This is a genomic window from Streptomyces zinciresistens K42, assembly GCF_000225525.1.
In the GTDB taxonomy this organism is placed as follows: domain Bacteria; phylum Actinomycetota; class Actinomycetes; order Streptomycetales; family Streptomycetaceae; genus Streptomyces; species Streptomyces zinciresistens.
The window spans coordinates 1-22,564 of sequence record NZ_AGBF01000112.1; the positions used below are offsets into that span (position 1 = coordinate 1).

The 22,564-nt window shown below is 74.5% G+C and carries 23 protein-coding genes and 3 pseudogenes; 14 read left to right on the forward strand and 12 right to left on the reverse strand.

Annotated features, from left to right (window positions below):
- Together SZN_RS24610 and SZN_RS24615 are read right to left on the reverse strand one after the other, a co-directional pair.
- A pseudogene (locus tag SZN_RS24610) lies at positions 1 to 250 on the reverse strand (hypothetical protein); the annotation flags it as partial.
- Between the two features lie 113 nt (positions 251 to 363).
- Positions 364 to 876 (reverse strand): DinB family protein, encoded by a 513-nt coding sequence (locus SZN_RS24615; RefSeq protein WP_043732872.1) that lies wholly within the window; start codon positions 874 to 876, stop codon positions 364 to 366.
- 186 nt (positions 877 to 1,062) lie between these two features.
- Between SZN_RS24615 and SZN_RS24620 the strand changes: the two genes are divergently transcribed.
- The gene (locus SZN_RS24620) at positions 1,063 to 1,983 is read left to right on the forward strand and encodes a Gfo/Idh/MocA family protein (protein WP_007499892.1); all 921 of its coding nucleotides are present in this window, start codon (positions 1,063 to 1,065) and stop codon (positions 1,981 to 1,983) included.
- Here the strand turns inward: SZN_RS24620 and lnt are convergent.
- From lnt to SZN_RS24645, 6 genes are all read right to left on the reverse strand, one after another.
- Positions 1,892 to 3,472 carry an apolipoprotein N-acyltransferase gene (gene lnt, locus SZN_RS24625; protein ID WP_007499894.1) on the reverse strand — a complete coding sequence of 527 codons (1,581 nt, stop codon included), beginning with the start codon at positions 3,470 to 3,472 and terminating at the stop codon, positions 1,892 to 1,894. The two genes, SZN_RS24620 and lnt, sit on opposite strands and share 92 nt — an antisense overlap.
- Positions 3,473 to 3,542: 70 nt before the next feature.
- Entirely contained in the window at positions 3,543 to 4,028 is a 486-nt protein-coding gene (locus tag SZN_RS24630) for a nuclear transport factor 2 family protein (protein ID WP_043732877.1), read from the reverse strand.
- Positions 4,029 to 4,160: 132 nt separating this feature from the next.
- Positions 4,161 to 6,218 carry a restriction endonuclease gene (locus SZN_RS24635; protein ID WP_007499897.1) on the reverse strand — a complete coding sequence of 686 codons (2,058 nt, stop codon included), beginning with the start codon at positions 6,216 to 6,218 and terminating at the stop codon, positions 4,161 to 4,163.
- 239 nt (positions 6,219 to 6,457) lie between these two features.
- Positions 6,458 to 6,637 carry a hypothetical protein gene (locus SZN_RS38990; RefSeq protein WP_078508908.1) on the reverse strand — a complete coding sequence of 60 codons (180 nt, stop codon included), beginning with the start codon at positions 6,635 to 6,637 and terminating at the stop codon, positions 6,458 to 6,460.
- 139 nt (positions 6,638 to 6,776) lie between these two features.
- The gene (locus SZN_RS24640) at positions 6,777 to 7,652 is read right to left on the reverse strand and encodes an undecaprenyl-diphosphate phosphatase (protein WP_007499901.1); all 876 of its coding nucleotides are present in this window, start codon (positions 7,650 to 7,652) and stop codon (positions 6,777 to 6,779) included.
- A gap of 377 nt (positions 7,653 to 8,029) precedes the next feature.
- Positions 8,030 to 8,812: a TVP38/TMEM64 family protein gene (locus SZN_RS24645; RefSeq protein ID WP_007499905.1), complete on the reverse strand. Its 783-nt coding sequence runs from the start codon at positions 8,810 to 8,812 to the stop codon at positions 8,030 to 8,032.
- Positions 8,813 to 8,861: 49 nt separating this feature from the next.
- Between SZN_RS24645 and SZN_RS24650 the strand changes: the two genes are divergently transcribed.
- From SZN_RS24650 to SZN_RS24660, 3 genes and pseudogenes are all read left to right on the forward strand, one after another.
- Entirely contained in the window at positions 8,862 to 9,653 is a 792-nt protein-coding gene (locus SZN_RS24650) for a DNA alkylation repair protein (protein WP_007499906.1), read from the forward strand.
- Between the two features lie 11 nt (positions 9,654 to 9,664).
- Positions 9,665 to 9,886 (forward strand): annotated as a pseudogene (locus tag SZN_RS24655) (EF-Tu C-terminal domain-related protein); the annotation flags it as partial.
- Positions 9,887 to 9,996: 110 nt separating this feature from the next.
- Entirely contained in the window at positions 9,997 to 10,842 is an 846-nt protein-coding gene (locus SZN_RS24660; protein WP_007499910.1) for a spermidine synthase, read from the forward strand.
- On the opposite strand, the gene SZN_RS24665 is transcribed toward SZN_RS24660, so the two are convergent.
- Positions 10,804 to 12,105 carry an MFS transporter gene (locus SZN_RS24665; RefSeq protein ID WP_007499912.1) on the reverse strand — a complete coding sequence of 434 codons (1,302 nt, stop codon included), beginning with the start codon at positions 12,103 to 12,105 and terminating at the stop codon, positions 10,804 to 10,806. The two genes, SZN_RS24660 and SZN_RS24665, sit on opposite strands and share 39 nt — an antisense overlap.
- A 180-nt stretch (positions 12,106 to 12,285) precedes the next feature.
- Here SZN_RS24665 and SZN_RS24670 point away from each other — a divergent pair, with 180 nt between their 5' ends.
- Both SZN_RS24670 and SZN_RS24675 read left to right on the forward strand, forming a co-directional pair.
- Positions 12,286 to 12,723 (forward strand): DUF4442 domain-containing protein, encoded by a 438-nt coding sequence (locus SZN_RS24670; protein ID WP_007499914.1) that lies wholly within the window; start codon positions 12,286 to 12,288, stop codon positions 12,721 to 12,723.
- 192 nt (positions 12,724 to 12,915) lie between these two features.
- Positions 12,916 to 13,560 (forward strand): DedA family protein, encoded by a 645-nt coding sequence (locus SZN_RS24675; protein ID WP_007499916.1) that lies wholly within the window; start codon positions 12,916 to 12,918, stop codon positions 13,558 to 13,560.
- A gap of 60 nt (positions 13,561 to 13,620) precedes the next feature.
- Here SZN_RS24675 and SZN_RS24680 read toward each other — a convergent pair whose 3' ends face one another.
- Positions 13,621 to 14,157 carry a gamma carbonic anhydrase family protein gene (locus SZN_RS24680; RefSeq protein ID WP_007499918.1) on the reverse strand — a complete coding sequence of 179 codons (537 nt, stop codon included), beginning with the start codon at positions 14,155 to 14,157 and terminating at the stop codon, positions 13,621 to 13,623.
- Positions 14,158 to 14,266: 109 nt separating this feature from the next.
- On the opposite strand from SZN_RS24680, the gene SZN_RS24685 reads away from it, so the two are divergent.
- From SZN_RS24685 to SZN_RS24695, 3 genes are all read left to right on the forward strand, one after another.
- Positions 14,267 to 15,049: an acyltransferase gene (locus tag SZN_RS24685; protein WP_007499920.1), complete on the forward strand. Its 783-nt coding sequence runs from the start codon at positions 14,267 to 14,269 to the stop codon at positions 15,047 to 15,049.
- 355 nt (positions 15,050 to 15,404) lie between these two features.
- Positions 15,405 to 15,977 (forward strand): helix-turn-helix domain-containing protein, encoded by a 573-nt coding sequence (locus SZN_RS24690; protein ID WP_007499923.1) that lies wholly within the window; start codon positions 15,405 to 15,407, stop codon positions 15,975 to 15,977.
- A gap of 43 nt (positions 15,978 to 16,020) precedes the next feature.
- Positions 16,021 to 16,578 (forward strand): YbaK/EbsC family protein, encoded by a 558-nt coding sequence (locus SZN_RS24695; protein WP_043732883.1) that lies wholly within the window; start codon positions 16,021 to 16,023, stop codon positions 16,576 to 16,578.
- Between the two features lie 267 nt (positions 16,579 to 16,845).
- Here SZN_RS24695 and SZN_RS43555 read toward each other — a convergent pair.
- Both SZN_RS43555 and SZN_RS24700 read right to left on the reverse strand, forming a co-directional pair.
- A pseudogene (locus SZN_RS43555) lies at positions 16,846 to 17,073 on the reverse strand (FAD-dependent monooxygenase); the annotation flags it as partial.
- Positions 17,074 to 17,142: 69 nt separating this feature from the next.
- A complete protein-coding gene (locus SZN_RS24700; RefSeq protein ID WP_007499927.1) occupies positions 17,143 to 17,550 on the reverse strand; it encodes a CoA-binding protein in 408 nt (135 codons plus the stop codon).
- A gap of 317 nt (positions 17,551 to 17,867) precedes the next feature.
- Between SZN_RS24700 and SZN_RS24705 the strand changes: the two genes are divergently transcribed.
- The 5 genes from SZN_RS24705 to SZN_RS24725 form a co-directional block, all read left to right on the forward strand.
- Positions 17,868 to 18,635: a hypothetical protein gene (locus SZN_RS24705; RefSeq protein ID WP_043732886.1), complete on the forward strand. Its 768-nt coding sequence runs from the start codon at positions 17,868 to 17,870 to the stop codon at positions 18,633 to 18,635.
- Positions 18,632 to 19,168 carry a SixA phosphatase family protein gene (locus SZN_RS24710; RefSeq protein ID WP_007499930.1) on the forward strand — a complete coding sequence of 179 codons (537 nt, stop codon included), beginning with the start codon at positions 18,632 to 18,634 and terminating at the stop codon, positions 19,166 to 19,168. The genes SZN_RS24705 and SZN_RS24710 overlap by 4 nt, the downstream gene beginning before the upstream one ends.
- A gap of 89 nt (positions 19,169 to 19,257) precedes the next feature.
- Positions 19,258 to 19,884: a YigZ family protein gene (locus SZN_RS24715; protein ID WP_007499932.1), complete on the forward strand. Its 627-nt coding sequence runs from the start codon at positions 19,258 to 19,260 to the stop codon at positions 19,882 to 19,884.
- A gap of 342 nt (positions 19,885 to 20,226) precedes the next feature.
- Complete coding sequence (locus tag SZN_RS24720) at positions 20,227 to 21,390, forward strand: exonuclease SbcCD subunit D (protein WP_007499934.1); 1,164 nt, start codon at positions 20,227 to 20,229, stop codon at positions 21,388 to 21,390.
- The coding region (locus SZN_RS24725) for an AAA family ATPase (protein ID WP_007499936.1) at positions 21,387 to 22,564 on the forward strand (1,178 nt) is incomplete at its 3' end. The genes SZN_RS24720 and SZN_RS24725, both read left to right, overlap by 4 nt.

Here is a 22,564-nt window from a genome sequence, read left to right on the forward strand (position 1 = left end):
GGTCCGGGGCCGCACGGCGCGAGGGCGCCGCCTTCGGCTCCGGCCGCCGGGACTCCTCGACCGGCGCCAGCGCCTCCCGGGCCGGCGCCTGCACGGCCCCGGTGGCGGCGTGCTCGCTCGGGCGGGACTGCGCCGGCCGGGACGGCGCGGCGGGCGGGCCCGCCGGAGGGCTCTGGACCGTCGTACAGCCCGTGAGGGCCGAGACGGCCACGGTGACCAGGAGCGCGGCGGCGGTCGTCGTTCGATGCACGCGCGCCACTCTGCTGGCTCCCGCGGCCCGCCGGGCACCGTACGGGCGCAGGTTGGTCCGCACGGGTGATCTCCGCCCCCGTACGGGCGGCCGGGCCCGCACCGCGGCTGACGTCAGTCCCCGGTCGAGCCGTCCAGGCACTCGCGGAGCAGGTCGGCGTGGCCGTTGTGCCGGGCGTACTCCTCGATCATGTGCGTGTAGATCCAGCGCAGGCTGTACCACTCGCCGGTGCGGGCGTGCGCCGCCTCGGAGACGTCGTCGAGGCCGAAGCGGGCGGCGACGGTCCGGGCGGCGCCGATCTCGGCCTGCCAGGTGGCGTGCGCCCGCGCCCAGGTGTCGTCCTCGCCGAGGTGGAACTCGCCGTCCGGGTCCTCCCGCGTGTAGTGCAGGGGAGCGGCGTCCTCGGCCGCCATGACCCGGCGGAACCAGCCGCGCTCCACGTCCGCCATGTGCCGCACCAGCCCCGTCAGGCTCAGCTCCGAGGGCGGCACGGAGGCGGTCCTGAGCTGCGTCTCCGAAAGCCCCTCGCACTTCACGGCGAGGGTCTGCCGGTGGTAGTCCAGCCATCCCTCCAGCATCGTGCGCTCGTCGGCGGTGGTGGAGGGTTCACGGCGTTCGGTCGTCATGCCCGCATCCTCGCCCGGACGGCCCCGGCGCACCAGGCGTTTTCGCGCGCCGCCCGGCGCCGCCCTGACACCGGGCGGCGCCGCCGCTCCCGCCGGGCTTCGCTGCCACCGCCGGCCGGCCCCCGCCGAGGGCCCCGTATCCTGCCGGGCAGACCCCCGCAGGACACCACAGGAGGAGCACACCCCGTGAAGGTCGGCTGCATCGGACTCGGCGACATCGCGCAGAAGGCATACCTGCCGGTCCTCGGCGGCCTGCCCGGGGTGGAACTGCATCTGCAGACCCGTACGCCCGCGACGCTCGCCCGTGTCGCCGACGGGCTCCACCTCCCGGCGCGACGGCGTCACGAGGACCTCGACTCCCTCCTCGCGCAGGACCTCGACGCGGCGTTCGTGCACGCCCCCACCACCGCCCATCCCGCCATCGTGACCCGGCTGCTGGAGGCCGGCGTCCCGACCTACGTCGACAAGCCCCTCGCCTACCGGCTCGCCGAATCCGAGCGGCTGGTGACGCTCGCCGAACAGCGGGGCGTGAGCCTGGCCGTCGGCTTCAACCGGCGCCACGCCCCCGGCTACACGCAGTGCGCCGACCATCCGCGCGAGCTGATCCTCATGCAGAAGAACCGCGTCGGGCTGCCCGAAGAGCCGCGCACGATGATCCTGGACGACTTCATCCACGTCGTGGACACCCTGCGCTTCCTCGTGCCCGGCCCGGTCGACGACGTGACCGTGCGGGCCCGCCTCCAGGACGGGCTGCTGCACCACGTGGTGCTCCAGCTCGCCGGGGAGGGCTTCACCGCCCTCGGTGTGATGAACCGGCTCAGCGGCTCGGCCGAGGAGATCCTGGAGGTGTCAGGCCAGGACACCAAGCGCCAGGTCGTCAACCTCGCCGAGGTCGTCGACCACAAGGGCCAGCCGACCGTGCGGCGGCGCGGCGACTGGGTGCCGGTGGCCCGCCAGCGCGGCATCGAGCAGGCGGTACTGGCGTTCCTCGACGCGGTGCGCGCGGGCGCCGTGCTCAGCGCCCGGGACGCGCTGGCGACCCATGAGCTGTGTGAGCGGGTGGTACGCGCCGTTCAGGAGCGGGACGCCGGAACCGGGGCCGCATGATCCGCAGCCCCTCCGCCACGCACCAGGCCGCCACGATCAGCAGCGCCATCCGCAGCGGCCAGTCGCCGAAGCGGACGTAGGGCGTGACCCCGTCCGCCACCGGCGCCTCGTAGACGGCGCTCGCGCTCGCACTGGTGCCGAGCCGGGGGCCGATCCGCTCGCCGCTCGGGCCGTACACCGCCGAGACGCCGGTCAGCGTCGAGTGCACCATGGGCCGCCCGGTCTCGGCGGCCCGCAGCGCCGCCAGCGACGCGTGCTGCTCCGGGGCCCAGCTCTGCTGGAACGTCGACGTCGCGGACTGCGCGACCAGCACCTGGGCGCCGTCCTCGGCGAGGTTGCGGCTCATGTCGGGGAACGCGGACTCGAAGCAGATCATCGGGCCGAACCGCAGCCCCTGAGTGGTCCGCATCATCACCTGCCGGGTGCCCTGCCTGCGGTTCTCCGCCGCCGCCTTGCCCACGGAGGTCGCCCACCCCAGCAGCGGACGGAAGGGTATGTACTCGCCGAAGGGGACCAGCCGCATCTTGTCGTAGCGGGGGCCGGTCGGGCCGTCCGGGCCGACGAGGACCGAGCTCTTGTAGATGCCGGGCCTGTCGGAGCGGCGCGCGTCCACGTTGACCAGGAGGTCCGCCCCCGTCGCGCGGGAGAGCGCCGTGAGCCGGCGGGCGATGTCGGGCCGGTCCTCCAGGTCGAAGCCGACACTGCTCTCGCCCCAGACGATCAGGTCCGGATCCCGCCCGGCCAGCTCACGGGTGAGGCGCTCCTCACGGTCGAAGCGGCGCTGCGGGGCGTTTGGGCCCGAGAACACGCCCGGCTGCACCACGGCGATCCGGACCCGCTCGCGCACCTCGGGGCGCGGTGACCACACCCAGGCGGCCGACGTCGCCACCGCCGTGGCCGTGAGGCCGGCCACCGCGGGCACCCGCGAGCGGCGGATCGTCACCAGCACGGCCAGGCAGACGTTGACGGTCACCACCAGGTAGCTGATCAGCCAGACCCCGCCCACCGAGGCGAGCCGCAGCGCCGGCGCCACCTCCCACTGACTGGCGCCCAGCACGCCCCACGGCCCGCCGAGCCCCTGCCAGGAGCGGACCAGCTCGATCAGCAGCCAGCCGGACGGCACGACCAGCACGGCCACCGCGAGCCGGCCCGCCGAGGGCTCACCGCCCAGCAGCCGGCGCACCAGCCAGCCCCAGGGGGCCCACAGCGCGCCGAGCAGGGCGGCGATGACGAACGTGAACACATGCAGATTCGGCAGCAGCCAGTGGTGCATCGCCAGCATGAAGCCGAACCCGCCCCACCAGCCGTCCTTCAGCGCCCGCCCGGCGGTCGGCGCGGAGCGCAGCAGCGCGATCCACGGGACCAGGGCGCCGTAGGCGAGCCACCACAGCGAGGGCTGCGGGAAGGCGAGCACCGGCAGGGCGCCGGCCAGGGCGGCGGCGACCGAACGGCGCCACGGCGAAGCGAGCCGGTGACTGATCGTCCTCATGCCGCGCCTCCTACCCCGTGGTCCCTCCAGTGTGCTCACAGCCACTGACAGCGGGACAGTGGACGCCCGCTCAGCCGGTCGCGGCCGCCCCCGTCCGGCCGGGCAGGCGGCGCCACTTCTCCCGGATGACGACCTCGCTCAGGCGCCAGCCGTCGCCGGTGCGCAGCAGTCCGAAGGCGTACCGGCCGCCGCACACGAGATCGGGCGCGGCCGGCCCCGCGCCGTCGGCGGCGAACCCCATGGGATTGACGTAGTCGGCCTGGACGCGGGCGGTGTCGCCGGTGTCCTGCTCCAGCGTCCCGAAGCGCACCCGGCGGTTCACGATCAGGTGCTGCCGCATCGCGAACGCCCCGAGACTCTCCGCGAGCCACGCGGCGACGCTCCCGGCGTCCCCCTCGATCCCCCCGGCCGAGCGGTAGTCCGCGCGCCCGTCGGGCGTGAACAGCCCCCGGTACGCCGCCCAGTCGCCGTCGTCCACGGCCACCGCGTACCCGGTGATCACGTCGTCGACCGCCAGCCGGTCCCTCAGGGTCGCGAGCTCCACACGCTGCGTCATCGGCTCAGTGTTGGGCACGGGGCGCGCGCCGCCAAGAGGGCGGGCGCCGATATCCGCCCGGCGCGACCGAGCCGTGACCCGGCGCGCGCCCTCGGGGGAGGCGGGCCCGCCGGGGGCGGACCCGGGCGCGGGTCACTGCACGTCGATGCCGAAGTCCGTGACGAGTTCCTCCAGTCCGCCCGCGTAGCCCTTGCCGCCCAGGACGAAGTCCCAGTCGCCGTTGGCCCGTCGGCGGAAGGAGCCCAGTACCAGGGCGGTCTCACCCGGCCGGCCGTCGGACACCTCCAGCTGCCCCAGTTCGGTCAGCGCGGGGTCGAGCAGGCGGATGCGGGCGTCCGTGAAGCCGGACAGGTCCGCGTCCGGGTTGACCTCCGGATCGACGGCCGCGACCAGCACGAACCGGTCCGCCTCGGCGGGCAGCGCCTCGAAGCCCACGCAGATCGCCGCCTTGTCGGGCGCGGTGGCGGGCAGCGCACGCACCGAACCGTCCGGTGTCTGGGGGTTGTTGAAGAAGACGAAGTGCTCGTCGCTCAGGACGCGGCTGCCGCGGCAGACGAGCGCGCACACGTCCAGCGCGACAGGGCCGGCCCACGACATGCCCAGAACGCTGTAGTCGTCGGGCAGCCGTGTGTCCGGCGTGGAGGACGCCGGCGCGGGTCCCCGGCGGTCGCCGTCACCGAGCCGCCCCCGCAGCCCGTGACGGTGCAGCAGATCCACGAGTTCGGGTCCCGAGACCAGTTCGAGCGGCTTGCCGTTGGCGAAGGTGTGGGAGCCGGGGCCGAACCGGGATGTCGTCACGAGGACGCCCTTGTTGGCGCCGGCGTCCTGCACCGTGCCGTACAAGTCCCTTACGGCGGTGGGCGGGACGGTGCCGCGGTAGCGCTTCACCTGTACGACGATCTTGCCGCCCCGGATCGGGGCCGGGTCGAGGGCGTCGACGTCCACGCCGCCGTCGCCCGAGCGCTGGGTGGTGACCGCCTGCATCCCCATGGCCCGGAAGAGATCGGCGACGAGGCCCTCGAAGACGACCGGGTCCATGGTGAACAGGTCCGGTTCGCCGGTGTCGCCGTGGGAGACGACGCTGCTGCCGACGTCCCCGGGGCGTCTGCCCGGCCGCACCGGCGTGAGCTGGTCGGGCCGGGCCGAGACCTGTCCGCGCAGCGCGTCGGTCAGGCAGGAGCCCGGATCGACCTGGGCCAGGTGCAACTCGCGGAACGAGGGGCGCGAGGCCATGACGGTCGCCAGGAAGATCTGGCCCGGCCGGCCCGTCGTCGGGTCGTGCCCGTCGACGAAGCCGTTCAGCGCCACCGACGCGAGGGCCTCCGCCTCGTCCGCGGCGAACAGCTCGTGCAGGACGAGCAGCATGCACTGGGCCAGCACCTCGCGGTAGAGGGCCCGGCGCTGGCTCACCGGGCGGGCCGTCTCCTTGTCCTGGTCCGTACCGGCCACATAGCGGACGGACTTCGCCTCCGGCACGACCTCGTAGGCGGGCAGCTCCCAGTCCAGGACCAACTGCCGCGCCCCGGGGTCGTAGGCGGCCGCCACCTGACGCGGAAACCCCTCCGGCCAGGCGGTCGAGGCGTAGAGGGCGGCGGAGAAGAACGCGATCACGGACTCGGGGTCCTTGCGCCGCACCCCGTCGCACACCGCGCTCACCCCGGAGTTGTGCCGGCGCACCTCGGCCAGCTGGCCGTCGGCCCACTCCTGGTACTGGCGCCGGTACGACGCGAGTTCCCGCTGCCGGTGGGCCTCCGCGGCCTGAGCGGCGTGCCAGTCCCGCTCGAAGCGCGCGCGGGCCTCGGCCTGCGCCTGGGCGCGACCGCTCGCGGTCCAGCCGCCCTGCGCCTGGTACTGCTGGGCGTGCGGCATGGGGACCGGCTGCGCCAGGGGTCCCGGTGCGAACGGCTGGACCTCCTCGGTCCGCATGAGCGACGCGGCCCGGAAGGCGGGCGCCCGGCAGCCCGCCGCGAGGAGTCCCTGGAGCGACTCCACCTTCGCGTCCAGCTCCGCCGTACGCCGCTGCGCCTCCGCCTGCCGGTACCCGCGGTGGCTCTGCGCCGCGCGGCGCTGGTAGGCCCGCGCCTGCTGCTCCTGCTGCCGCCGCTGTCTGGCTTCCGCCTCCCGCTGCCGCTGCTGCTGCCTTTGGACCTCGGCCCAGACGCCGACAAGACCAGTGGAACCACGACTCATGTGCTGTATGCCCTCCCCAAGGCACTGGTTGTCCCCACAACCAGTTGTAACCACCCGACTCTAGCCAGCAATCACCGCGCCGCACATCCGCACGGGGAAGAAAGTGCGATCCCCGGCGGGGGATCGCGGGCGAGGGTGATCCCGGTGCGGGCCGCCGGGCGCGGAGAGCGGGTGCACGGGCGGCGGTCGGCGCCCGCGCCCTGCGGTGCGGGCCGTGCGGCTGCCGGAACGGAGCCGGCTCAGGCGGCCTTGACGATCTCGTCGCGGATGGCGGCGGCCCACTCGACCACCAGCAGCTCGTATTCCGCGCGCTCCCGTGCCGAGAGCGAGCCGCCCGCGCGCAGCCACAGGGCGCGTATCGCCTCGTTCACCTCGGCGGCGGAGCGCACGGAACCATGGCTCAAGGAAAGGGGGGACATGCGGTCAAGCCTAGGGCCTGGCGCTGACAGTGCGCTACCGAACGGCTACGCAGCCCGTATGGGATCGGTCACGGGACACGGGACGGCCCCGCTCGCCGGCGCGTGGGGCCGGGGGCGAGCGGGGCCGTCCCGTGGTGCGTCAGCCCGCGGAGTCGGCCGCGTCCGGGCTGAGGACGCCCGTCGTGACCAGGGCGATGATGACGATGCCGAGCGCGATGCGGTACCAGACGAACGGCATGAAGCTCTTGGTCGAGATGAACTTCATGAACCAGGCGATGACCGCGTAGCCCGACACGAAGGCGACCACCGTGGCGAACATCGTCGGCCCCCAGGCGACGGTGCCGCTGCTCACCGAGTCCTTGAGCTCGAACAGCCCGGAGGCGAGCACGGCCGGGATCGCGAGGAGGAACGAGTAACGGGCCGCGGCCTCACGGCTGTAGCCCATGAACAGCCCGCCGGTGATGGTGGCACCGGAACGGGAGACACCGGGGATGAGCGCCGCTGCCTGGCAGATGCCGAAGATCAGGCCGTCCTTGGCGGACAGGTCCTGGAGCGACTTGCGCTCCTTGGCGACCCGGTGCCTGCCGCCCGACTCGTCGCGGGCCGCCAGCCGGTCGGCGATGCCGATGATGATGCCGACGACGATGAGCATGGTCGCCGTGACGCGCAGGTCGCGGAACGGGCCCTCGATCTGCTCCTTGAGCGTCAGGCCCAGCACGCCGATCGGGATCGAGCCGATGATGACCAGCCAGCCCATCTGCGCGTCGTGGTCGCGGCGCATCTCCTTGTTCACCAGCGACCGCACCCAGGCCGAGATGATCCGCCCGATGTCCTTGCGGAAGTAGATCAGCACGGCGATCTCCGTGCCGACCTGTGTGATCGCGGTGAAGGCGGCTCCGGGATCCTCCCAGCCCGAGAACGCCGCGGTCAGCCGCAGGTGTGCGCTGGAGGAGACGGGGAGGAATTCGGTCAGCCCCTGGACGAGTCCGAGGATGAGAGATTCAAACCAAGACATGAAGTTCCGGAGTCCAAGTGCTGATCGTGGCAAAGGGGGAAGGGGGACAACACGTCGGCGGCGCAGTGATCGCGTGTGTCGAGGGGCAGCGTAGCGCCCCCGGGTGAAGGCTCCCGCACAGGGGGCCGGTCAGCGGCCGGACCACCCCCTGCCCCCTGCCGTGCCGGCGGCGTCTCAGGCGGCCGACGGGCCCGCCGCGGACCAGCCGGGCGCCTGGGCCAGGGTGTCGGCGATGGAGCAGGGCCGCGGGACTTCGGTGGCGGCCACGGCGCCCGGTCCAGGTGTGGGTCGGACTTCCCGACCGACTCGGTTTGATTTTCCCACCATGCTGTTCGCAGGGGGTTTTCCCGCACGGCGAGGTGCGAGGCCGGCCGCGGTCAGCGGGCGCGCAGGTGGTGGCGCTTGCGCCAGGCCACCACCAGACCGGCCAGCGCCGGTACGGCGATGCCCGCCAGGGCGATCAGGAACACGGGCGACGTCGGCGTCGAGGCGCGGGCGCCCGCCACCACGTACGCCGCGGTGTTCGGGACGGACCCGAGCGCGGTCGCCAGCAGGAAGGGGGCATAGCCCATCCGCGAGACGGCGGCGGCGTAGTTCGTGGCCCAGAACGGGATGCCCGGGAACAGCCGCATGGCCAGCATCGAGCGGAAACCGTGCCTGCTGAGCTGACCGTCCGCCGCCTTCAGCACCCGCCCGCGCAGCAGCGGCCGCAGCGCGTCCTGGCCCAGCAGCCGGCCCATCCCGAAGGCGATCCCGGCCCCGAGCACCGTCCCCGCCATCGCGGCGGCAAGCCCCGCCTGCGAGCCGAACAGCGCGCCGGCCGCCAGGTTCAGCAGGGGCCTCGGCACGAACGCCACCGTGACCAGCGCGTACGCCACGGCGAACAGCGCGATCGCGGCCGCGCCCTCGGCCTGCGGCGGCCAGCCCTGCGACAGCAGCTTCTGCGGCTCGAAGAGCAGCACCGACGACCCGGCCGCGGCGAGCAGGACCACCAGCAGGGACAACCGCGACCACGGGGAGAGCAGCGCTCTGGTGCAGCGCGCCGCGAAGCCCGCGGGCGCGGGCACGGTCAGCGGGAGAGGGGCGGCGAGGTCCGCGGCGGCGACCGGGCGCGGCGCCGTGGCGGTGCCCCCGGAGCGGGTGGTGGCAACGTCGGGCATCCGGCGACACTAACCGAGAAAGATGTGTGATCGCCGTATGGTTCGTCTCATGAGCGTCACAGGTGCGGGAACGGCGGGCGAACCCCGCAGCGCGCTGGCCGACGAGGTCATGGGGCGCCTCACCGCCTCCTACGCGGCCGCGGCCGACCCCGCGCGGGCCGCCGCCGCCCGCGCCTACATGAAGGACGTCGCCCCCTTCCTCGGCATCCCGACACCCGAGCGCCGGGTCCTGTCCCGCGCCGTCCTCCAGGGCACGCCGCGCCCCGACGAGGACGACTGCACCGCTCTCGCGCTGCGCTGCTGGCGGCTGCCGGAGCGCGAGTACCACTACTTCGCCGTCGACTACCTGCGCCGCCACGCGGGCCGGCTGTCCTCCGGCTTCCTCCCCGTGGCCCGGCACCTGGTCCGGACGGTCTCCTGGTGGGACACCGTCGACCTGCTCGCCGCGCACGTCGTCGGCGGTCTCGTCGCCGCCGACCGCGGACTCGCCGCCGAGATGGACGTCTGGATCGCCGACGACGACCTCTGGGTGGTCCGCACGGCCCTCCTGCACCAGCTGCGTCACAAGGAACGCACCGACACCGCCCGCCTCTTCGCCTACTGCCTGCGCCAGTCCGGGCACGGCGACTTCTTCGTCCGCAAGGCGATCGGCTGGTGCCTGCGCGAGTACGCCAAGACCGACCCCGACGCCGTGCGGGACTTCCTGGAGCGCGAACGGGGGCGGTTCGCCCCGCTGTCGGTGCGCGAGGCGCTGAAGAACATCACGGCCCGGCACTCCGGAGCGGGGGCGCGCCGGCCCGCCGTTCCGCACGCCGGACCCCGCCCGCCGCGCACCGTGTGACCGCGCGGAAAGCCATGCGTACGACGGCCGTCGCCAGCGGGTACCGGCCGCAGTCCGCCATCCGCACGGCGGACGTCGCCGGGGACGTCGACCTCGGCGAGGCGGGCGTCGCGCTGCCCGGCCGGACGGTCACGACGACCGTCGAGCCGGGGCGCGCGGTGCCCCTGGAGCCGGGGCTCGGGTTCGCCGTCCGCGAGGGCGGCAGGACCGTCGGCGCCGGGACCGTGACCGCCGCGGGGTGGCGGGAACGGGCGTGCGGGGACCGCGGGTCCGGCCCAGGCCGGCCCGCGGTCCGTCCTCCGGGGCGCGGAGCGCACCCCGGGGACCCCGGCACAATGGGAGCGTGAGCGAGTCCATACCCGTCATCAGGCCCGTCGACCACGGCACGGCCCGGCTGATGCCCGACGTCGACCGGAAGCGGGCCTGGCTGCTCACCGTCGACGGGGCGCCCCAGTCCTACGTCGACCTGGACGACCCGGCGTACCTGGAGTTCGAGTACACCCGGCGGCTCGGCCACGTCCTGGACCTCGCCGCCGAGGCCGGGCGCCCGCTGGACGCGCTGCACCTCGGCGGCGGCGCGCTGACCCTGCCCCGCTATCTCGCCGCGACCCGGCCGGGCTCGCGGCAGGACGTCGTCGAGGCCGACCGCGCGCTCCTGGAGCTGATCGCGGAGCAGTTGCCGCTGCCGGACGGCGCCGGAGTCCGGCAGCACGCGGCGGACGCCCGCGCCTGGCTGGAGGCCGCCCCGGACGACAGCGCCGACGTGCTCGTCGCCGACGTGTTCGGCGGTTCGCGGGTCCCGGCCCATCTGACGTCGGTCGCCTACGCCCGCGAGGCCGAGCGGGTGCTGCGGGCGGACGGGGTCTACCTCGCCAATCTCGCGGACGGCGCGCCGTTCGCCTTTCTGCGCTCCCAACTCGCCACCTTCGGCGAGCTGTTCGCGGAGCTGCTGCTGATCGCCGAGCCGGGCGTGCTGCGCGGGAGACGGTTCGGCAACGCCGTACTGGCCGCCTCGCACCGCCCCCTCGACACGGTGGCGCTGGCCCGGCGCACCGCGGCCGACGCCTTTCCGGCGCGGGTCGAACACGGCGCCGCCCTGCGGGAGTTCACCGGCGGGGCGCGACCCGTGCGGGACGAGGACGCCGTGCCCTCACCCGAGCCCCCCGACGGGGCTTTCGGCATCGGCTGAGTCCTTGCGGGCGCCCGAGGTGACCTCCTTGGTGCGCCGCCGCAACCGCCGTACGTCCGGCACGCACAGCACCGCCGCCGTGACCACGACGATCAGCACGGCACAGCCCCACAGCGCCGTCGTGCGCCCGAACGCGGTCTCCGCCGGGCCGGCCAGCGCGGTCGCCACCGGCACCAGGGCGACCGAGCCGAACCAGTCGTAGGCGGCTATCCGGGACAGCTTGTCCTCGGGTATCTCCTGGTGGAGCGCGGTCATCCAGGAGACGCCGAACACCTCCAGCATCACGCCGGTCAGGAACATCACCGCGCACAGCACCCCCACCGGCACGGGCACGGCGAGGGCCGCGGAGGGCAGCGCCAGCGGGAAGACGCACAGTGTGCCCGCCAGCAGCAGCCGGCGCGGCTTCCAGCGGGTCATCAGCAGGGCGCCCGCGACCGTGCCCGCGCCGAAGAAGCCCAGAGCGAGGCCCCAGGGGCCCGCTCCGCCGAGCTCGTCCCGGGCGACCAGGGGCCCGTACACCGCGTCGGCCGCCGCGACGACGGCGTTGGCGATCGAGAACTGCACGACGACGGCCCACAGCCAGGGCCGCCCGGCGAACTCCCGCCAGCCCTCGCGCAGATCGGAGAGGATCCCGCCGCCCGGCGCGCGCCGCGGGACGTGGCTCACGTCCAGGAAGGCGCGCAGCGACCCGGCGACCGCGAAGGCCACCGCGTCGGCCGCCAGGACCCAGCCGGGCCCGGTCGCCGCCACCATGGCGCCGCCGAGCGCGGCCCCGCCGACCGCGGCGCCCTGCATGGCCATCCGGAACACGGCGAACGCCCGGCTCGCCTGCTCGCCCCGGACCGTCGACAGGAGCATGCCTTCCGCGGCCGGGCTGAAGAACGCCTGGCCGACGCCGCCGAGGGCGGTCAGCAGCATCATCTGCCACAGCTGTGCCCCGCCGGTCAGCACGAGCACGGCGAAGACGGCCTGGGACAGGCAGTTGAGGGCGTTGGCCGCGACCATCACGCGGTGGCGCGGGACCCGGTCCGCTATCGCGCCGCCGATCAGCAGGAACAGCACCAGGGGCAGGGTGCGGGACGCGGCCACCAGGCCCACGTCGCCCGCGTCGCCGCCCGCCTCCAGCACGGCGAACGCGGCGGCGATGAAGGCGCCGTTGCCGCCGAGGTTGGTGACGAACGCGGAGGCGGTCAGCAGGGTGTAGTTGCGGCCCGCCCAAGCAGGACGGCGGGGTCGGCGGGGGAGCGCGGCGGCGGGGGTCACCGGCCGACTATCCCCGCCCGTGCAGCGATTTGCCAAGCCGGTGCGCAGGTCACGGCACCACGCGGGAGGCCGGTGGGGTTTCCGGCGGGTCCCGGGACGGCCTGTGCGCGGCGCTTGTCCGCGAGGTCTGTCCCCCGGACGCTACTCGTGGGTAACATTGCGGCCATGAGCGCAGACCAGATGTCGATCGGCGAGATGCTCGCCGCCACCGTGCCGATGGCCCGGACCCTGAACCTCGAGTTCCTGGAGACCACGCCCGACAAGGCCGTGGTGACTCTGCCCGACCAGGGCGACTACCACAACCATGTGGGCGGGCCCCACGCCGGCGCCATGTTCACGCTCGGGGAGTCGGCCAGCGGGGCGATCGTCCTGGCGGCCTTCGGCGACCAGCTCTCGCGCGCCGTGCCGCTGGCCGTCAGCGCCGAGATCGCCTACCGGAAGCTCGCCATGGGCCCCGTCACCGCCACCGCCACGCTGGGCCGTCCGGCCGCCGAGGTCGTCGCGCGGCTGGACGCGGGGGAGCGGCCCGAGTTCCCCGTGGCGATCGAGATCCGCCGCGCGGACGGTGCCGTGACCGGCGAGATGACGGTCGTCTGGACCCTGCGGCCCCACGGCTGAGCCGCCCGCCGCCGGGTGGCGACGATAGGCGGGGGTCCTGCCGGCCCCCGTCCTCCTCGCGCACGGGCGCAACCTGCGGGGCTCCGGGAACGTCATTCGGAACGGGTAGGCTGCCCCGGCGCCCGAAGCCGGGGGCGCGCCCGGACGTCAGGTCCGGAAGGTGACAGGTCCGGCAGGTGAGAGGAAGCGGCGTTGCAGGTCCAGGAATGGCTCGAAACGGTGCCCCCGCTGGCGATCTATCTGCTGGTGGGACTGGTCATCGGGCTGGAGAGCCTGGGCATCCCGCTGCCCGGCGAGATCATCCTGGTCTCGTCGGCGCTGCTCGCCTCCCAGAACGGTGACATCGACCCGTTGATCCTCGGCGTCTGCGCGAGCGCCGGCGCGATCATCGGCGACTCCATCGGATACGCCATCGGCCGCAAGGGGGGCCGCCCGCTGCTGGCCCGGCTGGGGAAGAGGTTCCCCAGGCACTTCAGCGAGGCGCACGTCGCGACGGCCGAGCGGTCGTTCCAGAAGTGGGGCATGTGGGCCGTCTTCTTCGGCCGCTTCGTCGCGCTGCTGCGCATCTTCGCCGGCCCGCTCGCGGGGGTGCTGCGGATGCCGTACTGGAAGTTCCTGACCGCCAACATCCTCGGCGGCATCCTCTGGGCGGGCGGCACGACGGCGGTCGTCTACTACGTCGGTGTGGTCGCCGAGGCATGGCTGAAGCGCTTCTCCTGGCTCGGCCTGGTGGCGGCGGTCCTGGTCGGTCTGACGTCGATGCTGATCCTCAAGCGCAAGGCCAAGAAGGCCGCGACGGCGCACCAGCAGGCGGAACCGGTACCGGCGGGCGACTGACCGCCGCCCACGGGGGACCGGCCCCCGCGCGAGGGGTTCGCCCCGCCGGCCGCAGGCGCTTCACGCGCGCCCGGCGTGCTCCTCCCGGTGCGCCTTGGCCAGCTCCGCGTACATCGTGCCGTTGAGCGTGACCCCCTGGCGCTCCTCCTCGGTCAGGGCCCGCTTGACCTTCGCGGGCACCCCGGCGACGAGCGACCCGGGCGGCACCCGCATCCCCTGCGGCACCAGCGCCTGCGCGGCCACCAGGGAACCCGCCCCGATCACCGCGCCGTTCAGCACGGTCGCGCCCATCCCGATGAGGCAGTCGTCCTCTACGGTCGCCCCGTGCACCACCGCGTTGTGCCCCACGGAGACCCGCGCGCCGATGCTCACCGGGAACCCGGGGTCGGCGTGGAGCGTGCAGTTGTCCTGGATGTTCGAGCGGGCTCCGACGCCGATCCGCTCCACGTCACCGCGGACGACCGCGCCGTACCAGACGCTCGCCCCCGCCTCCAGGGTGACGTCCCCGATCACCGAGGAGTTCGGTGCCACGAACGCGGCCTCGTCGATCTTCGGTTCCCGGCCTGCGATGCCCATGACCAGCGCCCTCTGCGTCATCGTTCTCTCCTCACCTCGGACGTGTGGACGCACCGTACGCCACCCGGTGGGGTGAAGATCACAGCCCCGCGGCCTCATCAGCGCGGCGCGGGCTCAGTACGGTGAGCGCGTGCCCAACCGCAAGAACACGTTCTCATCCCGGCGGCGCCGGCTGGCGCAGCGTGCCGTCCACGCGGGCTGGGCCTGGGTGCAGCGCACGGGCTCGGTGACGGCCGAGCGGCCGGGCCGCTTCCGCTTCGGGGCCCTCGGTGAGGCCAGCCGCCTCGCCTTTCCGCTGGGCACGGTCTTCGGCGAACCCTGGATCCATCTCGGCTCGCACTGCATCGTCGGCGAGCAGGTCACGCTGACGGCCGGTCTGATGCCGGACCTCGACCTCGGCCCGGAGCCCATCCTGCGCATCGGGGACGGGGTGGTGCTGGGCCGCGGCAGCCATGTCATCGCCGACACGACGGTCACCATCGGCAGCGACTGCTACTTCGGGCCGTACGTCTACGTCACCTCCACGAACCACTCGTACGACGACCCCCACCAGCCCATCGGCAGGCAGTGGCCGCGCATGGAGCCGGTCGAGATCGGGCCGGGGTGCTGGATCGGCACCGGGGCGGTGATCCTGCCGGGCGCCCGCGTCGGGCGGAACGTGGTCGTCGCGGCCGGGGCGGTGGTCCGCGGCACGGTGCCCGACCACGCCGTGGTGGCCGGCGCGCCCGCCCGGGTCGTACGGCGCTGGACGCCCGGCGACGGGTGGCAGCCCCCGCTGCGGACACCGGCGCCGGTGCCGATCCCGGACGGGATCACCCCCGAGCAGTTGCAGGCCCTGGCCGGGCTGGACGAGGCCGCGGTCGCCGAACTGGCGGAGCTGGACGGGAAGCCGGCCGCCGAACTGGCCGACTAGGAGACCGCTGAAGATCGTACTCCGGCCGCCCGGCTCGCCCCGGATTGCCGATAAATGTCAATGGCCGTCAACCAGGGCAAGCCGGGCGCTATTTCAAGATCTTCAGGACGCTTCCGGGGCCGCGGGAGGCCGGGGAGTACCGGGGCACCCGGTGAACCGGCCGTCGACGGGCCGGGACGGAGCGGCGCGCGGCCGGGCCGCCAGCTCCCCCGCCGGAGCGCCGGCGGCCGGGGCGGCGAGTGCTCGCGCCGGGTCCTCGCAGTACAGTTCGGTGCACGACAGGGTGCACCCCACGGTAGTCCAGCCGGGTGGATCCGGTCATCCAGGACATTGGACTTCGCCCCTTGGACGGAACGTGTCGGACCTCGACCTGCTCACCCAGTCCCTGGCCCGCAACGTCAAGCGCTGGCGCACCGAGCGCGGCTTCACCCTGGACGCCCTCGCCACGCGGGCCGGAGTCAGCCGCGGCATGCTCATCCAGATCGAACAGGCCCGCACCAACCCGAGCCTGGGCACCGTCGTCAAGATCGGGGACGCGCTCGGCGTCAGCATCACCACCCTCCTCGACTACGAGCGGGGTCCGAAGGTGCGGGTCGTCCCGCCCGAGCAGGTCGTCCGGCTGTGGCACACCGACGCGGGCAGCTACAGCAGGCTCCTCGCGGGCACGGAGGCGCCGGGCCCGCTGGAGATGTGGGACTGGCGGCTGATGCCGGGCGAGAGCAGCGGCTCCGACCCGCACCCCGCGGGCACCGTCGAGATCGCCCACGTCACCTCGGGCGAACTGACCCTCACCGTCGAGGGCGTGGAGCACCGCGTCACGGCCGGTGCCAGCGTCACCTTCGACGCCAACGCCCCGCACACGTACGGAAACCAGGGCGACGTGCCCATGGAGATGACCCTGACCGTCTCGGTGCCTCCCGTGCGGTGAGACGCCCCGCACGGCGGCTGTCCGGTGCTGTTAGCGTGCGCGCATGGACGCACCGATCGGCAGCTTCGCGGACGCCGCACCCGCCCCGGACCGCCTCGACGAGCTGACCCGCCCGGTCGCCGACGCGGTGCGCCGGTGGCAGGGCGGCGTCCCCGCCGACCGGATCGTCTACGTCGAGACCGATCCGCGGTGGGCCGACACCGCCGTCTTCGTCGAGCACTACGGACAGGACCTGCTGGACAAGTCCGCGAACTGCGTGGTCGTCGCGGGCAGGCGGGGCGCCGGGACGACCCTGGCGGCCTGCGTGGTGCTGTCCACCACCCGGCTCGACGTGAACGGCGCGGTCCGCCGCCACCTGGGAGCCCGCAAGGCGTCCTTCGCGCCGATGGAGACGGCCACCGGCGAGACCGGCATGGAGTACGGCGGCATCACGCCGATCGGGCTGCCGGACGGCTGGCCCGTGCTGGTCGACCCCGCCGTCGTGGACCTGCCCTACGTCCTGGTCGGCAGTGGGCGCCGGCGCGGCAAACTGCTGGTGCCCGGCGAGGCGTTCGCCGAACTGCCGGGCGCGGTGGTCCTGGAAGGGCTCGGCGTCGCCTGAGCGCGTCCGGCCGCCGGAGGCGGTCGCGCCTCGGGCCGCCGTCAGACCTCCGTCTGCGCGGTTCGCTCCCGGCCCTGCCGTGCGGCCAGCTCCCCGGATCGTCGCCCGGCGGGCACTCCAGGTGGGAGCGGGTCCGTCGGCGCCGCGCGGCATGTGCCCGGCGAAGCCGTCCGGATGCATGCGGAACAGGACGCGGTCGGCGGACGCCGGTGCCTCGGCGAGCAGCGCCAGCCGGCCGACCCCGTGGTCGCTGGGGGCCGTCCGGACCCGGTCCTCGGGGATCGCCGTACGCGTCACGCCGCGCGCCCCGTCGCAGCCGGCGACGAAGTCGCAGCGCACGACCTCACGCCGGCCCGTGCGCGGACAGACGTACGACACCGAGGGCCGGTCGGTGTCGAGGTCGTGCGAGGGCGGGCCCGGCAGGTCCCGCGCCCACGCCGACGACCGGGAAGCGGTGCGGGGAAAGGGAGTCGGGGTGGGGGAGGGCGAAGTCACCCGAGCGTTATGGAGCGGCGCCCGGCGGGAGGAGGTCCCGCTCCCCGGCCGCCGCGGCCACCGGCCCGGTCAGCCCAGGCGCGGTATCTCGATCGCCGGGCAGCGGTCCATGACCATCTCCAGGCCCGCCGCACGCGTGCGCGCGAACGCCGCCTCGTCGACGACCCCCAGCTGGAACCAGACCGCCTGGGCACCCTTGGCGACCGCCTCGTCGGCGACCGCCCCGGCCAGGTCGCTGTTCACGAAGACGTCCACCACGTCCACGTCGAAGGGGATGTCCGCGAGGGAGGCGTACCCCTGCTCGCCGTGGACCGTCTCTGCCTTCGGGTGGACCGGTACGACCCGCTTGCCGTGGCGCCGGAGCACCTCGGCGACCCCGTAGGCCGCCCGCCGCCGGTTCTCCGACAGGCCCACGACGGCCCAGGTGTCGCCCAGTTCGGTGAGGATCTTGCGCACCGCCGCGTCGTCGCCGTACACCGCTTGCCCTCCTTCGTCCGTCGCCGGACGTCTCCCGTACGCCTCGTGCGTCTCTCTTCACCCGCCACAACGGACGGCGGGCCGCCACGATTCCCCTCGCGGCCAAGTTCCGCACGACGGAGGGACCCGCACTCCTGTCCGGGCGTGCCCGTGCGCAGTACCGTGCGGGAAGTCCGCACGGCAGGGGGTGGCGATGCCCGGGTACGCGACGACTCGCGCGGGGGCTCCCCCGCGCGTGAGCGGGCCGTATGCCCGCGGATGACCAGGGGGCCGCCGGTGGACCCGATCCCCGCCACGCGCACCGGGAACCGGGCCGGATGGCTGCGCACGCCCGCGCGTACGCCTACGCTCACTCCGTGCTCCGCATCATCGACGCCCGAACCGGCGAGCCCGTCGAGGCCGCGCCCGCCCGCCGGGGCCTGACCCGGATCGAGGCGCATACGGAGGGCTTCGACGTCACCGCCCTGCGCGTCCTGCTCGTCGCCGACCTGCTCGTGCGCGCCCTGGAACTCGGCGGCACACCCGTGTGGGCGCTGCTCGACGAGGAACGGCAGCAGGCCGAACTGCGGGCCGGGGCCGCCGCGCTGGGCATCCGCCCCCTGGAGGACGGCGCGGACGCCGCGGGCGCCGCCTCCGGCCTGGGTGAGGCGCAGGTCATCCATGTCGTGCGCGAGAACGGCGCCGAGCCCGACGGGGTCCGGGTCGCCGTCGCCGCGGTCCACGCCGAGGCACCACCCGCGGACGCCGACCCGGCCGCCCTCAGGCTCGCGCTGCTCTCCCGGCACAGAGCGGTGCCGGTGCGGCTCGGCGCGGACGCCCTGCACGACGCCCACGACACCCTCGTGCGCTGGCGGCACGCCGTCGCGGACTGGGCCCGGACACCCTCGCGGCCCGTCCCGGACGAGGTGCGCGCCGAACTGCGCACCGCCTGGGAGGACGACCTGGACGTCCCCGGCGTCCTCGGCGTCCTGCGCTGGGCGGAGACGGCACCCGAACTGCCCGACGGCGCCCGCTTCGAGACCTTCGCCCACGCCGACCGCCTGCTCGGCCTGGACCTCACCCGCGACCTGGGCGCCCCCGGATGAGCGCGGGGGCCGGGCCGCGGCGCCGCCTCGTCGTGCTGCGGCACGCCAAGTCGGCGTGGCCCGAAGGGGTCGCCGACCACGACCGCCCGCTCGCGGCGCGCGGCCGCCGCGACGCCCCGGCCGCCGGCCGGATCTTGGCCGCGGCCGGCTGCCTGCCGGACCTCGCGCTGTGCTCCACCGCCGTACGCGCCCGCAGCACCCTGGAACTGGCCTCGGGCCCGTGGGACACCGCGCCCGAGGTACGGCACGACCCCCGGCTGTACACCGCGGACGCCTCCGAGGCGCTGGCCGCCGTCCACGAGGTGCCGCCCGGGGTCGGCACGCTCTTGGTGGTCGGCCACAACCCCGCCCTGGAGGACCTGGTCCTGGACCTCGCGGGCGAGGGACCGGGCAGCGCCGTGGACGAGGTCCGCGCCAAGTTCCCCACCGCGGCGATCGCCGTACTGACCTGGTACGGCACCGGCTGGCGCGAGCTGCGGCCCGGCACCGCGCTGCTGACGCGGGTGATGGTGGCACGCGGGGAGAAGCCCTGAGCCGTCGCACCCGCGCCGCGCGCGTGCCGTTGCGGCCCTTGAGGCGTCCGCCCCCTGGTACGCCGTCGGCCACGGATTAGGCTGGCCGGATGCAGGACGAGTACCGCACCGTCGCGCGCGCGGGCGTGCACGAGACCGAGGTCAACCGCTCACGCTTCCTCTGCGCGCTCGCCCCGGCGGCCACCGAGCGGGAGGCCCAGGACTTCCTGACCGCCGTCCGCAAGGAGCACGCGGACGCGACCCACAACTGCTGGGCCTACGTCATCGGCGCCGGGGCCGCCGTCCAGAAGGCGAGCGACGACGGCGAACCTGGCGGCACGGCGGGCGTGCCCATGCTCCAGATGCTGCTGCGCCGCGACATGCGGTACGTCGTCGCGGTCGTCACCCGCTACTACGGCGGCGTCAAGCTCGGCGCCGGCGGTCTGATCCGGGCCTACGGCGGCGCCGTAGGCGAAGCCCTCGACGCGCTCGGCACGACCACGCGCCGGCGCTTCCGGGTGGCGACGGTGCGCGTCGACCACCAGCGCGCGGGCAAGCTGCAGAACGACCTGCGCGCGACCGGGCGCGTGGTGCGGGACGTGCGGTACGCCGAGGCCGTCACGATCGAGATCGGCCTGCCGGACGCCGACGTGGAGGGCTTCCGGCGCTGGCTCGCGGACGCGACCGCGGGCACCGCCGGCCTGGAACTCGGCGAAGAGGCGTACGGGGACGCCTGACGCCGCGGGCGACACGGCGGCGGACGGCTTGATCAGGGGCGGACGGCTGGACCGGCCGAAGTCAGCTGAAGTCAGCTGAAGTTGTCTGGTATCGGTCGAATTCAGCGGAAATCATCCGAACTCTTCTGTCTTCGTCGCCGGGAGTGCGCCGCCTGGAGTGTCATGCGGGCGGTGTGCGCGGCTGGCCGGCCAACCGGTCCCGGCCTGACAGGAAAGTGCGGTCATAACCGGACATTCAGGGTCGCGTGGTTGTGTTCGCGCGGGGGTACGGGACCGTTCAGGACGGGGCGATACAGGAGTAACCGCCCGGGGTGTCAGACCCGGCCGTTAGTCTCGGGGATCATGAGACTGCTGCACACGTCCGACTGGCATCTCGGCAGGGCGTTCCACCGGGTCGCCCTGCTCGGCGCCCAGGCCGAGTTCATCGGCCACCTCGTCACGACCGTGCGTGAGCGCGGCGTGGACGCCGTGGTCGTCTCGGGCGACGTGTACGACCGGGCGGTCCCGCCCCTCGCCGCGGTCGAGCTGTTCGACGACGCCCTGCACCGCCTCGCCGACCTCGGCGTGCCCACCGTGATGATCTCCGGGAACCACGACTCGGCGCGCCGCCTCGGCGTCGGCGCCGGGCTGATCGGGCGGGCCGGCATCCACCTGCGCACCGACCCGGCGGCCGTCGGCACCCCCGTCGTGCTGCGGGACGATTTCGGCGAGGTCGCCTTCTACGGTCTGCCCTATCTCGAACCCGCCCTGGTGAAGGACGAGTTCGGCGTACGGACGGCAGGACACGAGGCCGTGCTCGCCGCCGCGATGGAGCGCGTCCGGGCCGACCTGGCGACCCGCCCGCCGGGCACCCGCTCGGTCGTCCTCGCGCACGCCTTCGTGACCGGCGGCGAGGCCAGTGACAGCGAGCGCGACATCACCGTCGGCGGAGTGGCCGCGGTGCCGGCCGGAGTCTTCGACGGCGCCGACTACGTGGCGCTCGGCCATCTCCACGGCTGCCAGACCCTCACCGAACGCGTCCGCTACTCCGGCTCCCCGCTGCCGTACTCCTTCTCCGAGGCCGAGCACCGCAAGAGCATGTGGCTGGTCGACCTGGACGCGCGCGGCGGGGTCACCGCCGAGCGCGTGGACTGCCCGGTGCCCCGGCCGCTGGCCCGGATCCGCGGCACCCTGGAGGAACTGCTCACCGACGCGCGGTTCGCCCGGCACGAGGAGGCGTGGACCGAGGCGACCCTCACGGACGCGGTGCGCCCCGCCGAGCCCATGGCCCGGCTGTCCGAGCGGTTCCCCCACACGCTCAGCCTCGTCTTCGCCCCCGAGCGCGCGCCCGACGACCCCGAGGTGTCCTACGCGCGGCGGCTCGCCGGCCGCGGCGACCAGGAGATCGCCGAGGACTTCGTGGCGCATGTGCGCGGGGCCGGCCCCGACCGGCTGGAGCGGATCGTGCTGCGGGACGCCTTCGACGCCGCCCGCGCGGACGAGGCCGTCCGGGAGGTGGCCCGGTGAGGCTGCACCGGCTCGACGTCACGGCCTTCGGGCCCTTCGGCGGCCGGCAGCGCGTCGACTTCGACGCGCTGTCCACGGCCGGGCTCTTCCTGCTGCACGGACCGACCGGCGCGGGCAAGACCTCCGTCCTGGACGCCGTCTGCTACGCGCTGTACGGCTCCGTGCCGGGCGCCCGGCAGACCGGACAGGGCATGACGCTGCGCAGCGACCACGCCCCGGCCGCCACCCGCACCGAGGTCCGGCTCGAACTGACCGTCGCGGGGCGCCGGCTGGAGGTCACCCGGCAGCCCCCCTGGGAGCGCCCCAAGAAGCGCGGCTCGGGGACCACCCTGGACAAGGCGCAGAGCTGGCTGCGGGAGTACGACGCGCGCAGCGGCGCCTGGAAGCCCCTCAGCCGCTCGCACCAGGAGATCGGCGAGGAGATCACCCAGCTCGTCGGCATGAACCGCGAGCAGTTCTGCCAGGTCGTGCTGCTGCCCCAGGGCGACTTCGCCCGCTTCCTGCGCGCCGACGCCGAGGCCCGCGGCAGGCTGCTCGGCCGCCTCTTCGACACCCGCCGCTTCGCCGAGGTCGAAAAGCGCCTCGCCGAGCGGCGCCGGGCGGCCGAGACCGAGGTGCGCGACGGCGACCGCGAACTGCTGGCCGACGCGCACCGGATGCAGCAGGCGGCGGGCGGCGCCATGGACCTGCCCGACCTCACCCCGGGAGAGCCCGGCCTGGCCGCGGCCGTGCTCGGTGCCGCCGCCGTCGCCCGCAGCACCGCCCGCGAGCAGCTGACCGTGGCCGGCTCCCGGCTGCTCGCAGCCGAGTCCGCGCAGGCCGCCGCCGACCGCGCCCTCACCGACGTACGGGAACTGGCCAGGCTCCAGAGGCGGTTCGCCGAGGCGCAGGACCGGGCGCGGACGCTGGAGGAGCGGGCCGACGCGCATCACGCGGCGCGGGCACGCATGGAGCGCGCCCGCAAGGCGGACGCGGTGGCCCCGGCCCTGGAGCTGCGCGACGCCGCCGAGGCCGAGCACCGGCGGGCGAGCGCGGCTCAGGCACACACGCGTGGACTGCTGCGGAGCGCCTTCGGCGGGGCAGCGGCGAAGGACCCGCGCGAGGAGTTCGGCGCGGGGGAGGCGGCCGACGCGGGCGCGGGCAGCGGCCGTTCCCCGACGCCGGTTCCGACGGC